The 13,935-nt window shown below is 57.0% G+C and carries 11 protein-coding genes; 5 read left to right on the top strand and 6 right to left on the bottom strand.

Translation table 11 applies throughout. The features are described from left to right. The first annotated feature begins 204 nt into the window (after positions 1-204). Together RDO88_RS03935 and RDO88_RS03930 are read left to right on the top strand one after the other, a co-directional pair. Positions 205-1,404 carry a pyridoxal phosphate-dependent aminotransferase gene (locus tag RDO88_RS03935; protein WP_307758121.1) on the top strand — a complete coding sequence of 400 codons (1,200 nt, stop codon included), beginning with the start codon at positions 205-207 and terminating at the stop codon, positions 1,402-1,404. Between the two features lie 4 nt (positions 1,405-1,408). After that, positions 1,409-2,653: an ABC transporter permease gene (locus RDO88_RS03930; RefSeq protein ID WP_307758120.1), complete on the top strand. Its 1,245-nt coding sequence runs from the start codon at positions 1,409-1,411 to the stop codon at positions 2,651-2,653. A gap of 256 nt (positions 2,654-2,909) precedes the next feature. Here the strand turns inward: RDO88_RS03930 and RDO88_RS03925 are convergent, their stop codons facing one another. The 6 genes from RDO88_RS03925 to bioA form a co-directional block, all read right to left on the bottom strand. Next, positions 2,910-4,082 carry a glycosyltransferase gene (locus tag RDO88_RS03925; RefSeq protein WP_307758119.1) on the bottom strand — a complete coding sequence of 391 codons (1,173 nt, stop codon included), beginning with the start codon at positions 4,080-4,082 and terminating at the stop codon, positions 2,910-2,912. Between the two features lie 82 nt (positions 4,083-4,164). Further along, entirely contained in the window at positions 4,165-4,812 is a 648-nt protein-coding gene (gene bioD, locus RDO88_RS03920; protein WP_307758199.1) for a dethiobiotin synthase, read from the bottom strand. Continuing rightward, the gene (gene bioC / locus RDO88_RS03915) at positions 4,806-5,573 is read right to left on the bottom strand and encodes a malonyl-ACP O-methyltransferase BioC (RefSeq protein WP_307758118.1); all 768 of its coding nucleotides are present in this window, start codon (positions 5,571-5,573) and stop codon (positions 4,806-4,808) included. Before bioC ends, bioD begins: the two co-directional genes overlap by 7 nt. Beyond that, positions 5,558-6,223: an alpha/beta fold hydrolase gene (locus RDO88_RS03910; RefSeq protein ID WP_307758117.1), complete on the bottom strand. Its 666-nt coding sequence runs from the start codon at positions 6,221-6,223 to the stop codon at positions 5,558-5,560. The genes bioC and RDO88_RS03910 overlap by 16 nt, the downstream gene beginning before the upstream one ends. Positions 6,224-6,239: 16 nt before the next feature. Continuing rightward, a complete protein-coding gene (locus RDO88_RS03905; RefSeq protein ID WP_307758116.1) occupies positions 6,240-7,406 on the bottom strand; it encodes an aminotransferase class I/II-fold pyridoxal phosphate-dependent enzyme in 1,167 nt (388 codons plus the stop codon). Between the two features lie 9 nt (positions 7,407-7,415). Continuing rightward, positions 7,416-9,650, bottom strand: coding sequence for an adenosylmethionine--8-amino-7-oxononanoate transaminase (gene bioA / locus RDO88_RS03900; RefSeq protein WP_307758198.1), 2,235 nt, complete (start codon positions 9,648-9,650; stop codon positions 7,416-7,418). Between the two features lie 593 nt (positions 9,651-10,243). Between bioA and RDO88_RS03895 the strand changes: the two genes are divergently transcribed. The 3 genes from RDO88_RS03895 to RDO88_RS03885 are packed head-to-tail and all read left to right on the top strand — an operon-like array spanning position 10,244 to position 13,919. After that, positions 10,244-11,047, top strand: a complete 804-nt coding sequence (locus tag RDO88_RS03895) for an IclR family transcriptional regulator (RefSeq protein ID WP_374043894.1) — start codon at positions 10,244-10,246, stop codon at positions 11,045-11,047. A 14-nt stretch (positions 11,048-11,061) separates the two neighbouring features. Beyond that, positions 11,062-12,831 carry a YVTN family beta-propeller repeat-containing protein gene (locus RDO88_RS03890; RefSeq protein WP_374043893.1) on the top strand — a complete coding sequence of 590 codons (1,770 nt, stop codon included), beginning with the start codon at positions 11,062-11,064 and terminating at the stop codon, positions 12,829-12,831. Next, on the top strand, positions 12,828-13,919 hold the full coding sequence (locus tag RDO88_RS03885; protein WP_307758114.1) for an endoribonuclease L-PSP: 1,092 nt from the start codon (positions 12,828-12,830) through the stop codon (positions 13,917-13,919). The genes RDO88_RS03890 and RDO88_RS03885 overlap by 4 nt, the downstream gene beginning before the upstream one ends. The last annotated feature ends 16 nt before the right edge of the window (positions 13,920-13,935 follow it).

Raw genomic sequence — 13,935 nt, 5'->3', positions numbered from 1 at the left:
TGATAATTGACGTTTTTGTATATCCAAAGGTAAGAGTTTCTTTCCACATAGCATAACGTTTTTAATATAGATAAGGTTTTTAAAGTTTTTATGCCAAGCGTTCCTGTGGTATCAAATAAATCGCTACATTTGCAGTTTCTAAATGATTGGAATGAAAGTATCAGCAAATGCAAACCTCTAAACTGTAAAAAAGGATCAAGACCCATGCCGAAAATATCCATCCGGGGGACAGAGATGCCTGCATCCCCCATCCGCAAGCTGGCTCCGCTGGCCGATGCCGCCAAGCAAAGGGGCATACATGTGTTTCACCTGAACATCGGACAGCCCGACCTGCCCACGCCGCAGGTGGCCATCGACGCCATCCGCAACATCGACCGCAAGGTGCTGGAGTATAGTCCCAGTGCGGGCTACCGCAGCTATCGCGAGAAATTGGTGGGCTACTACGAGAAGTATAACATCCACCTGACGGCGGATGACATCATCGTGACTTCGGGCGGATCGGAGGCGGTGCTCTTCTCTTTCATGGCCTGCCTGAACCCGGGCGACGAAATCATTGTGCCTGAACCGGCCTATGCCAACTACATGGCCTTTGCCATCTCGGCCGGTGCCAAGATACGCACCATCGCCACGACCATCGAGGAAGGTTTCTCGCTGCCCAAGGTGGAGAAGTTCGAGGAGCTTATCAACGAGCGCACGCGTGCCATCCTCATCTGCAATCCCAACAACCCGACGGGGTATCTCTATACCCGCCGCGAGATGAACCAGATACGCGACCTGGTGAAGAAGTACGACCTCTTCCTCTTCTCGGACGAGGTGTACCGCGAGTTCATCTATACCGGTTCGCCCTATATCTCGGCCTGCCATTTGGAGGGTATCGAGCAGAACGTGGTGCTCATCGACTCCGTGTCCAAGCGTTATTCGGAGTGCGGCATCCGCATCGGAGCGCTGATTACGAAGAACAAGGAAATCCGCGACGCCGTGATGAAGTTCTGCCAGGCCCGCCTGAGTCCTCCTTTGATCGGGCAGATTGCTGCCGAGGCCTCGCTCGACGCGGACGAGGACTATCTGCGCGACACGTACGACGAGTATGTGGAGCGGCGCAAGTGCCTCATCGACGGGCTGAACCGCATCCCCGGTGTCTATTCGCCCATCCCGATGGGAGCTTTCTACACCGTGGCCAAGCTGCCGGTGGACGATTCCGACAAGTTCTGTGCCTGGTGTCTGTCCGACTTCGAGTATGAGGGGCAGACGGTGTTCATGGCGCCCGCCTCGGGTTTCTACACCACGCCCGGTGCCGGACGTAACGAGGTGCGTATCGCCTACGTGCTGAAGAAGGAAGACCTGACACGTGCCCTCTTTGTACTTCAGAAAGCTTTGGAAGCATATCCCGGAAGAACGGAATGAGGTTATGAACTTGCCATTTTTTCTTGCCCACCGCATCTATCGTGACAACGACCCCGCCCGGCAGGTATCGCGCCCGGCGGTACTGATAGCCATGACCGGCATCGCCATCGGACTGGCGGTGATGATTGTGGCCGTTTCGGTCATTGTCGGCTTCAAGAAGGAGGTGCGCGACAAGATTGCAGGTTTCGGGGCGCACATACAGATTACCAACCTCAATGCCGGTTCCCTCTACGAGTCGCTGCCCGTCTCGATGACGGCGGCCGAACTCGACTCGCTCCGTGCCGGGGCCGGCATCCGCCATGTGCAGCGCTATTCGCTCAAGGCGGGCATGATCAAGACCGACGAGGCTTTTCAGGGCATGTTGCTCAAGGGTATCGGGCCGGACTATGATACGGAGTTTTTCCGCCGTCACCTGCTGGAGGGCGAGATGCCCCAGTTCAGCGACACGGCTTCGTCCAACCGGGTGGTTGTATCCCGCTCGCTGGCCGACAAGCTGAAGCTGAAGCTGGGCGACAAGATGGACACGTACTTCATTCAGGATGATATCCGGGCCCGCCGCCTGACCATTGCAGGTATCTATCAGACCAATCTGACGGAGTTTGACGACCTGTACCTCGTGACCGACCTCTACACGGTGAACCGTCTGAACCGCTGGGAGGCCGACCGCTTCAGCGGGCTGGAGCTGACGGTGGACGACTACAGCCGCCTGGAAGACATCACCTGGGAGCTGGCTTCCGCCCTGGAGGGGAAGACCGACCGTTACGGGCAGGAGTTCTGTGCCCGCAACATCGAACAGCTCAATCCCGGCATCTTTGCCTGGCTCGGCATTCTGGACGTCAACATCTGGGTGATTCTGGTGCTGATGATCGGTGTGGCGGGGTTCACCATGATATCGGGGCTGCTCATCATCATCATCGAGCGTACGTCGATGATCGGCGTGCTGAAGTCGCTCGGGGCCGACAACCGTACTATCCGTCACCTGTTCTTGTGGTTTTCGGTGTTCCTCATCGGAAGGGGAATGTTGTGGGGAAACGTCATCGGGCTGGCCTTCTACGTCGTGCAGCGATGTTTCGGTCTCTTCAAGCTCGATCCTGCCACGTACTATATGGACACGGTTCCCGTTTCTTTCAACCTGTGGATATTCCTGCTGCTCAATGCCGGCACGCTGCTGGCCTCGGTACTGATGCTGGTGGGGCCGTCCTATCTCATCACGCGCATCCGTCCGGCCGACTCCATGCGTTACGAATAATGCCGTCCGGCCGCATTTTCTCCGATTCTATAACTGGTTGATATTCATTGTCGTACCGCTGCAAAAGTTCTGCAGGTGCTTTGCAGTGCCACTGCGGGTGCCTTGCAGTGCTACTGCATGTACCTTGCAGTGTTGCTGCATGTGCCTTGCAGTGCAGCTGCATGTGCCTTGCAGAATGTGTGCAACGCATTTACAGGAAGTATGCGACGTATTTGCAGGATATCTGCAACCTGTCTGCAAGATGTGTGCAACGTATTTATTTCCGCAGGAACTCCCGCTTGTCGCGGAAGAGGCAGTAGAGTTTCCAGCGTAGGGACTGGAGCGGCTGCAGGATGTCAAGGACGGGGAGGAGCAGGTAGTAGCGGTATTTCTCGTCCAGATCTTTGGCCGTGATGTTGATGATGAGTGCCTGCATCACGAAGCGGAATACAAACTGCAGGAAGCCGAGACCTGCCGCCAGCCAGTGGGCATGCAGGGCAGCCAGGACGACCGTCGCTATCCATGCGGCATGGAACAGCAGGCGGCTGAAGGTTTCGAACCCGAGAAGCCAGCGCTGCAGGCCGTGGTAGAGGGGGGCGGTGGAAGCATAGCCTATCTTCTCTTCGCGCCAGTCCTTCGTACGGAGCAGGGGCTGCATGCGGACGATGGCAGCCGGATCGGTTTCCACACGGGTGTTGTCGCGTCGGGCCACCTGGTTGATGAAGAGGTCGTCGTCGCCTCGGCGCAGGTTCAGGTGGGCGGAGAATCCTTTCTGATTGAAGAAGAGGTCCTTTCGGTAGGCCAGGTTGCGGCCGATGCCCATGTAGGGTCTGCCGGCCAGGGCGAAGCCCAGGTAGCGCATGGCGGTGAACAGGCCGTCGAAGGCGGCGCGGCGGTGCAGCCAACTGCGGCCGCGCTCGTATCCGCTGTAGCCCAGCACCACTTCGGTGCGCGAGGTGAAGTTGCGGGCCATCAGGCGCAGCCACTGGTTGCTCTGCGGGCAGCAGTTGGCTTCGGTCAGCACCAGCCAGTCGTAGCGGGCGGCGCGGATGCCCAGCGTGACGGCCAGCTTCTTGCGGCTGATGTAGCGCGAAGAGTCGGGCACGAAGCTGTGGTACAGGTTCGGGTAGCGGTCCTCGAGCTGGGTCAGATAATCTTCGCTTTCGCTCTTCTCGCCGTCGTTGATGACGATGACTTCGAACTGCGGATAGTCCTGCTCAAGGATGGCGGGCAGGTTGCGGCGCAGGTTCTCCACCTCGTCGTGGGCGCAGAGGATGACGGACAGGGGCGGCAGTTCCTGCGAGAAGTGCAGTTCTTCGCGCCGTGCCTTGCGGCTGCGCAGGTGGATGCGGTTGTAGAGGGCAAGGTAGTAGAGGGCCTGAACGATGAACAGGATGCCGGTAGCGGCCAGCAGATATTGTTCGGTAGTGTCGAGTGCGAATGCTTCCATTATGTTTCCTTATATATAGTAGTGTTGCCGCAAAAGTACGAATTTTCGTGCACACCTTGTACGGCCTGCCCTTTCTTTTTTCTTACCTTTCGAGTACCGGTACCGTCAGGAAGCGGCATTGAGGGAAGTGTCGTTCGAGGTAGCGGCGCAGGTACTGCTGCGTGTCCTGTTGAATGGTGGTGTCGGCCAGGGTGGGGTAGAGATTGTAGAGCACGGTGTCGAGCCGGATGCCGCGGCGGGCAACGGCTTCCAGGCTGAGCAGGGTGTGGTTCACGCTGCCCAACTTGCCCGAGGTGACGAAGATGAGCGGATAACCCCGTTCGGCGATGTAGTCGATGGTGAGGTACTCGTCCTTCAAGGGGACCATCAGGCCGCCGGCACCTTCGACCAGCACCGTGTCGTAGCGGCGGGCCAGTTCCTGCGTAGCCTGCCCGATGCGTTCGAAGTTTATTTCGCGGTGGTCGATGCGTGCGGCCAGGTCGGGCGAGGCGGGGTAGGAGAAGATTTCGGGCATGGTGAGGCCTTCACGGTCTTCGGGCAGGTAACCGGTGCCCATGAGGCGGCGGTGCAGGTCGATGTCTTCGCTGTGGCCCACGTTGCCTGTCTGGATGAATTTCTGGGTGATTACCCGTCGGCCTTCTTGGATGAGCTGCGCCGCATACCAGGCGGTGCAGTAAGATTTTCCGGCATCGGTGTCGATGCCGCTGATGAAGTAGATGTTGTTCATAATGTTGGTGTTTTTTTGGAAGAAATCACATATATCGGTTGATACGTCAGGCTCACTCCCTCGGGTGAGCCGAAGCGGCGGATGTATTCGTCGCAGAACGCTTGCAGGCGGCCGCGGCTCCACGTCTGCTTTTCCGTGCCGGTGACACCCGTCATGCGCAGGTGGCGCAGGACGTCGACGGGAGTGGGAAAGCGGAGCACGGCCTCTTCCTGCTCCAGATGGAGGATGCGGAAGCCGGCGTCTTCCAGCTCGCGGCGGAGCTGCTGGGGCGGCGTGTAGTCCAGCCCGTTGCCCGTCAGTGTGCGTATCTCGTACAGGTTGCGCAGGCCGAAGGTGGTAAAGGCCAGCACGCCGTCGGGGCGGAACAGTGAGGCGGCGCGGCGGAAGAAGTCACGGGGCGAGGCGAACCACTGGAGGGTGGAGCACGACGTCAGCAGGTCCAGCCCGCCGGGCAGGGGGCAGGTCTCGGCATCGCCCGCCTCGAAGGTCACGCCGGGTTGCGCCGTCAGTTCCTCTAGGCAGAAACGCATCTCGGGGCAGAGATCGTTGAGGTGGAGCAGCGAGGGATGCCATGTGTCGTGGATGAGCTGCGAATACAGCCCCGTGCCGCAGCCGAACTCGGCGATGCGGTCGAAGCGGGCGTCGGGCAGGGTGCGGCGGAGCAGGGCGGTCATCTTCTCGGCCACCTGCTGCTGCACGCGCGCCTCGCGGCTGTAGGTGGCGCGGGCGCGGGCAAATCGTTCAGCTATCAGTTGTTTGTCCATCGATCTTGCAGGTAGTGTTTGAAGAGAGGTTCCTGGTAGTGTGCGTCGTCGGTCTCGAGGACGGGCGTGCCCAGCTCGCGCCAGGCCGTCAGCTGGTTGGCGGGCGGGATGATGCGGTCTGCGCGTCCCACGACAGCCTCGGTCCACGCCAGCGCGGCGTCGGGCAGCGTGGTGTCGAGGCGGGCGATGCAGGCCAGCTCGTCGCGTATCTCGTCCAGCGGGCGGCGGGGTGTGCGGTCGAGAAACTCGCGGAAGGCGGTGCTGTCGGCACACATGCGGCGCAGGAACTTGTGGAGCGAGGCGCCCGTCAGTCCGTCGAGCGTGCCCTGGTAGATGGCGGGCGGGATGCCGCGCCGCTCGTCGATGGGGCGGGGCGTGCCGTTCAGGGCGGTGCAGCTGGCCACGTTCAGGCCCGCGGAGGGCAGCACGTGTGAGGCGGCCCATACGCCCATCGACCAGCCCACGACGTGCACCTCGGCATAGTCGCGCAGGGGCGCGGCGTCGAAGTCCAGCGTGCGGTAGTCGTAGCAGATCAGGTAGTCCATCCCCTGCGGACGGTAGTGGCGGAACGGCGTTTCGTCTGCCGCCCATCCGGCAAAGAACAGGAGCAGGCGGGGATGGCGTTCGTGGATGAGGTATACTTGTTTCATGTGAATTCTATTTTTATCAATCGTTTTCTTCAGTAAAGGGAATGGCGTTTATTTCCTCTTCCGTCAGGGCGGCCGTCAGCGAGAAGCGGATGCGCGACGTGCCTTCGGGCACCGTGGGCGGGCGGACGGGCAGGGCGTAGAAGCCGTGGCGTTGCAGGGCTTCGGCGCGCAGCACGGTGTCGGCGCTCGGCCCCACAATCATCGGCACAATCTGGCTGACACTGGGGGTAGAGTATCCTTCCTCGGCCAGGCGGGTACGAAGCCGTTCGCCCAGGCGCAGGACGTGGCGGCGGCGGTCGTCCATCGCGGCCAGCCGGCGCACCACGAACAGCGTCCATGCCACGCTGACGGGCGGCAGGGCGGTGGTGAAGATGAACGGGCGCATGCGGTTGACGAGGTACTCGCGCACCGTCCGGCTACACGCCACGTAGGCTCCGGCCGAGGCGCAGGCCTTGCCGAAGGTACCCACGAGGAAGTCGATGTCCCTTGTGCAGCCCTCTTCCTCGGCGCAGCCCAGCCCCGTGGGACCGAAGACACCGAAGGCATGGGCCTCGTCGACGTAGAGCAGCACATTGTCGTATTGTTGTTTCAGAGCCACGAGGCGGCGCAGGTCGGTGCGGTCGCCGTCCATGCTGAACACGCTTTCGGTGACGATGATGAGGCGGTGGCACTGGCCGCTGTGTTCGCTGACGAGCCGTTCCAGCTGCGCCAGGTCGTTGTGGCGGTAGCGGATGCAGCGGGCGGGCGCGGCGAGACGGATGCCGTCGATGAGGCTGGCGTGCACCAGCTTGTCGGCCAGGATGAGCGTCTGCGCATCGGCCACGGCGGGCAGAATCCCCGTGTTGGCGTGGTAGCCGCAGTTGAACACCAGCGCGGCTTCGGTACCGAACCGCCGGGCCAGTTCGTCTTCCAGCTCGTCATAGACGCGGAAGTTGCCCGTGAGCAGGCGCGATGACGACGAGGTGGGCAGGAAGGTTTCGGGCGTCAGCGTTTCCAGAAATTCGCGGCGCAGGTCGGTATCGGCCGCCAGGCCCAGGTAGTCGTTGGACGAGAGGTTCAGCATCCGCCGTCCGTCGGGGGTGGTGATGTAGCGTCCGTCGTGCTCCAGGCGGGGCAGGTGGCGTAGGTTACCCCGGGCGCGCAGGGCGTCGAGTTCTTGTTGCAGTTCTTGGGTAAAGTTCATGGTCATTTGTTATTTCATTTCCGCTACAATTTTCAGCAATCCTCCCGTCAGTCGGCTCAACTGCTCCGGTTCGATGACGAAGGGCGGCATCAGGTAAACCAGTCGTCCGAAGGGGCGTACCCAGATGCCCTCTTCCACGAAGCGGCGCTGCATCCAGGCCATGTCCACCGGTGTCTTGGTTTCGATGACGCCGATGGCACCCAATACGCGCACGTCGGCCACTTGCGGAAACAGTCGGGCAGGTTCCAGTTCGCGGCGCAGCTGTGCTTCGATGCGGCGAACCCGTCCCTGCCAGTCGTATTCCGTCGACGTGAGCAGGCGGATGGAGGCGCAGGCGCAGGCGCAGGCCAGCGGATTGCCCATGAATGTGGGGCCGTGCATGAAGCAGCCGGGGGCGTGGTTCGAGATGGTATCGGCCACCTCATTCGTGGCCAGTACGGCAGACAGGGTCATGTATCCGCCCGTCAGCGCCTTGCCGATACACATGATGTCAGGCTCCACACCCGCATGCTCCCAGGCGAAGAGGCGTCCCGTCCGTCCGAAGCCCGTGGCTATCTCGTCGAAGATGAGCAGCAGGCCGTGTTCGCGGCACAGGCGGGCGGCTTCGCGCAGGTATTGCGGATGATAGAACCACATGCCGCCCGCGCCTTGCACGATGGGCTCGAGGATGAGGGCGGCCAGTTCGTCGGCATGGCGTTCGATGGTTTCTTTCAGCGGCAGGATGTCGTCAGGATTCCATTCACCGTTGAAGCGCGAGCGGGGTTGCGGCACGAAGTAGCGCACGGGCAGGGCACTGCCGAAGAGCGAGTGCATGCCCGTGACGGGGTCGCAGACCGACATGGCATTCCATGTATCGCCGTGGTAACCCGAGCGGATAGTGACGAAATTGTTTTTCTTCTCCTTTCCCCGTCCGACCCAATATTGTACGGCCATCTTCAGCGCTACCTCCACGGCTACGGAGCCAGAGTCGGCGTAGAAGATTTTCTGCATGGAGGGCGGCACCAGCGGCAGCAGCAGACGGCCCAGTTCGATGGCAGGGTCGTGTGTCAGGCCGCCGAACATGACGTGCGACATCCGTTTCAGCTGTTCCTCCACGGCCTGGTTCAGTACGGGGTGGTTGTAGCCGTGCACCTGGCACCACCACGAAGACATGCCTTCTATCAGTGTTTCACCACTTTCCAGTGTGATAGTGGCTCCCTGCGCACTCTTCACTTTGTAGACGGGCAGCGGATTGGTGGTCGAGGTATAGGGATGCCACAGGTGTTCGCGGTCGAACTGTGAGTCGCAGAGGCGGTAACCTGCCTCGCGCACCAGCTGCTTGTCTTCAGCTACCTTCGAGCCGAGGGTGGTGAGCAGGTCGCCCACGATGGCCGAGTTGATACCTATATATAAGGCTTTCTTCACGGCGTCGCGGCTGAGTTGCGAACGTCCGCCTGCAAAGCGCAGGTAGGCTGTGGGGTTGATGAAGCGGAAAAGAGCAATGGTGGTTAGTATCTCGTCCTCGGTCAGCGGTGCCTGATGTTCGAGCGGCGTACCCTTGATGGGGCTGAGCAGGTTCATGGGGATGGATTGCACGCCCAGCTTGCGGAGCGTGAAAGCCAGCTCGATTCGCTGCTCCATTGTTTCGCCCATGCCGATAATGCCGCCGCTGCACACGTCCATGCCCACGCGGCGGGCTGCTTCCAGCGTGTGTATCTTCTCCTCCTGCGTGTGTGTGGAGCAGAGGGTGGGGAAGTAGCTGGGAGCCGTCTCGAGATTGCAGTGGTAGCGCGTCACGCCGGCTTCGTGCAGTTGCCGCAGTTCGTCTTCATCGGCCAGGCCCAGCGAGGCGCAGAGCTGGATGGACGAATGGCGGCGCAGGTAGCGCACCGTGTCGCAAAGTTGTTCAATCTGTTTCTTGGAAGGTTTTCGTCCGCTGGTCACCAGGGAGAACCGGTTGACGTCCTGCTCTTCGTTGGCACGGGCGTGCCGCAGGCATTCTTCGGCGGGCAGCAGGTCGTAGATGTCGGCCTGTGTGTGGTAGTGGGAGGATTGTGCGCACCATTTGCAGTTTTCAGGGCATCGGCCCGACTTGGCATTGACGATGGAGCACATATCGAATTCGCGCGGGGCACATGCCTCGGTAATCTCGTGGGCGGCGCGGTAGAGCGCCTCGCGGTCGGCCGTACCTGCCAGCCAGGCCGCTTCTTCGGGCGACAGGGCTGTGCCTGCCAGTACCCGCAGTTTCAGTTGTTCGATGGTCATAATGGATGATAAGGATGGAAGGAGTGTATCCGTCGTGTCCGTCTGTTTGCGCAGCGAACTGTCGGCCACGCCTTTGGACAGGCGTCCGATAGTGACATTCCGCCCGATGCTGGCAAATGCAGCATAGCTCTTGTGGCTCCAGCGGCGGAAGCGCAGTGACGATTTTCTGATCGGTTTCTTTTTCACGATGGTCAAGTCTCCTTATTGATTTTCGAATGGCAAAGATAGTGCAAACCGAGCGAAGTACAAAAGAGGAAACACAGTTTTCATCTTTTGTACATCCGAGGTGCCGCCTATATTCTGAACCGATAGTGCAAACCGAGCGAAGTACAGAGGGGGAAAACGCAGTTTTGCCTGTGCCGAAAGCTTACCTATATTTAAAATAGTGTAAAGCGTAGGAAGTCCGTGTGCGAAAACGATGCTTTTTCCACGATAAAGCATTACTTTTGTCTGGCTAAAACAATGCTTTGTGGAAGACAGATTGTTGGGAGAGGTTTTTGTGGAGAATGAGTAGTATAAAAAAATGCTAAAGCATTTGTCTCCCTGAAAATAAATTCTTATGTTTAATTCCAGTATGAATTAATATTCCAAATATGGAAAAGCTGTGTTCAAATATGGAAAAAAAGGATACGGGTTATTCGGTGCCCAACTTGGAAAAGGGGTTGGCTGTGTTGGATTATCTTTCATATAGTTACCAAGGAAAAACCTTGCAGGAAATAAAGGATGATCTTGAAATATCGCAGACTACGGCCTATCGCATCCTGAATGCGATGGTAAGGCTGGAGTATCTGATGTATGAAGAGGATTCCAGACGATATAAATTGTCCCGCAAGCTGCTGACGTTGGGGTTCCGTGCTTTGAACGAGCATCAGCTGCTCGAAACGGTTTTCCCTTACATGCGGGAGCTGCGTGACAAGCTGAAGGAAACGGTGTGCTTCGGGGTACTGGGTGAAGAAAAAGGTATTTTTATCGATCAGGCCCAAGGTTCCTACGCCTTCAGCTTCAAGTTGTCGCCGGGCAAGCCGTTTGAACTGCATTGTTCCGCGCCGGGAAAGGCTATCATGGCCTATCTCCCAAACACGGTAAGAGACAGATATCTCTCCTATATGGAGTTCAAGCGGTTCAATGAGCGGACAATCACGTCCCGTGAACGCTATCTGGAGGAACTCGAAAACGTGTTCCGGCAGGGGTTTGCGATGGACAATGAAGAAGAACTTTCGGGGGTTATCTGCATAGGTGCTCCTGTCTTCAACTTCAGAGGCTATCCTTGTGGAGCCATCTGGATTTCAGGACCCAAAGACAGGCTTCCTGAAAAAGTGATAGAGGAAGATGCGGCCTTGATAAAGGAAACGGCTGCCCGCATCTCCGCAGAATTGGGGTATATACGAACTAAATAAGATATAATTAAACCATGAAGACACAAAGAAACATAAAAGGTTTGTTACTGGGATTTATGACGGGTATGGCCATGACAGTTTTTGCTGGCCATAACCCGTTGTATCCCACAGGTCTGGTTTTGGATGCTCAGGGAAAACTGGTTATGTCGGAAAAGGGAAGCCGCAGAGTTGCGGTCTATTCGGCAGACGGCCAGAAGTTGGAAAAATCGTTTGCCATGCCGGAAATTCCGACAGGAGTGGCAGCAGATGGAAATCGGGTGTATGTCACTACATTCGAAACCAAGGGACTGCTCCATGTGCTGGATTGGCCCGCAGGCAAGGAAATTGCGGTGGTGGAAACCGGTTCGGGTGCCTGCAGTCCGATTGTCAATAAGGAGGCAGGTCGTCTGTATGTCTGCAACCAGTTCCAAAACACGGTTTCCGAAGTGGATATGTCCACCAACAAGGTCTTGCGTACGGCTCCTGTCCTTCGTGAACCGAAGTCGGCCGTTGTCAGCAAAGATGGCAAATATCTGTATGTGACGAATTTTCTCCCCGCCCAGCGGGCCGATTTGGATTATGTAGCTGCCTGTGTGTCGGTTATCGATCTGGAGAGCTTTACCAAAGTAAAGGATATCAAATTGGCCAACGGCAGCAATGCCTTGCGCGGAATCTGTATAACTCCCGACGGAAAATATGTTTATGTGTCCCACAACTTGGGACGCTATACGGTTCCTACTTCCCAGCTGCAGCAGGGTTGGATGAACACAAGTGCTTTCAGTGTGATTGATACTGAAAAGCAGGAGTTCCTCGGCGTTGTGATTGTAGATGAGCCCGAACGTGGTGCAGCAGGTATCTGGAGTATAGCCTGCAACGACGAGAGCATTTTCATTTCCCATTCGGGTACGCACGAAATCAGTGTGATACGTCATAAAGAGATGCTGGATAAGTTCCTGGCCTATCCCGACAAGAAATTGCTGGAGTACGACCTGACATTCCTGTATGGCTTGCGCGAACGCATTCCCTTGCAGGGCAATGGTCCCCGCGCCATTCTGCTGGCCGACCGTCGTTTGTTTGTACCGACCTATTTTGCAGACATCTTGAATGTAATGGATATACATACCCTTGCCTTGACTTCGGCCAACTTGAATCCGGAGCGCGTGGAGAGCGATATCGACAAGGGTGAAAAATATTTCAATGACGCTTCACATTGTTTCCAGAATTGGCAGAGCTGTAACGGTTGCCATCCGGGCGATGCGCGTACCGATGGTATGAATTGGGATTTGATGAACGATGGTGTAGGCAATTCCAAGAACTGTAAGAGCATGTTGTTCAGCCATGTCACTCCGCCCAGCATGATATCAGGTGTCCGTGAGTCGGCCGAATGGGCTGTACGTGCCGGTTTCAAGTTTATCCAGTTCTTTGACGTGTCGGAAGAAGATGCACGTTGCGTGGATGCTTATCTGAAGTCCCTGCAACCTGTGCCCAGTCCTTATCTGGTCAATGGCGAATTGTCCGAGAAGGCACAGGCCGGCAAGAAGGTCTTCGACAAGTTGAAATGTGGTGAGTGTCATAGCGGTATCTACTATACAGACTTGAAGATGCACCGCATCGGCGAGGATGTGGAGTTTGAAAAAGGATGGGATACTCCGACCTTGCGTGAAGTATGGCGTACGGCTCCCTATCTGTTCGACGGGCGTGCAGCCACGATGCAGGAAGTCTTTGAGGTACACCGCCATGGTATCGAAAAGAAAGTATCCAAGAAAGACATTGAAGCACTAACCGAATATGTGAATTCCTTATGAATTATTGCGAAAAGATTCATTATACCCTCTGCCGTTCGTCGGAAGGCGATTTTGAGCAGATGGCAGGAGAACTCTTTACCCGTTTGCCCGAGAAGGGGGACATTGTCCGTTTGGTGTTCTTTGGCGCGCCTGACGGCAATCGGGAATACGAAGAACAGCGGGAAATGTTGCGCAAGCAGGTCCGTAGCCGGTTTGCAGGCAAGGAACCTGTGTTGAATTATGTGGCTCAGCCGCCTTTGGAAGGTGGGCTTGTCATGGAGGTGCACAGCTATTCTCCCGATAAGGATGACAAGATTTCGTATAAGTCGTATGAAGGTACAGCATACGTTTTGGTGGAGAATGCCAATGGACGTTTCTTGTTTTCCGGAGGGTGGCAAGCCGATTTGTCGTCGGATATCTACACCCAGTCGAAGGAGGTTTTCCGGAAGATGAATGGACTTTTGGAAAAGGAAAGTTTTCCCATTGATTCTATCGTAAGGCAATGGAATTACATCGAACGTATCACGGCTCAGGACGGTGAAGACCAACATTATCAAATGTTCAACAATGCCCGTAGCGAATTTTACTCGGCTGCCCAATGGAAGGACGGCTATCCGGCCGCAACAGGTATAGGCAGCAGTTGGGGTGGAGTATTGGTTGACTTTGATGCGGTTGTCCCTCAGTCGGGTTCCTGCCTGATTACGCCGATAGACAATAAGTTGCAGGTTGCGGCTCACGCCTATTCGGATGATGTATTGCTAGAGGCCGGATCGAAGAAAACAACTCCAAAGTTTGAACGCGCCAAGAGTATAACGACCGATGGAAACCGTCTGGTCTATATATCGGGCACTGCAGCCATCCGTGGAGAGGAAAGCCTGACGGGTGTAGGAATAGAAAGGCAACTGGACATTACGATGGAGAATATAGCCCAATTGACGGGCAATGCCGAAATCTGTCTGTTAAGGGTGTACCTGAAGTATCCGAAAGATTATGAAGCAGTCAAGCGCAAGTTGGCTTCTCGTGAGAAAACGGTTTCGGTCTGCTATCTGGAGACTGATGTCTGTAGGGAAGAGCTGCTGATAGAGATAGAAGGCATTGCGATGGAATGAAAATGTATAATTATTA

It is taken from the genome of uncultured Mediterranea sp., assembly GCF_902493215.1.
GTDB lineage: Bacteria > Bacteroidota > Bacteroidia > Bacteroidales > Bacteroidaceae > Bacteroides.
Note: the sequence above shows the minus strand (reverse complement) of the source record. Positions and strands in the feature narration are given on the sequence as shown.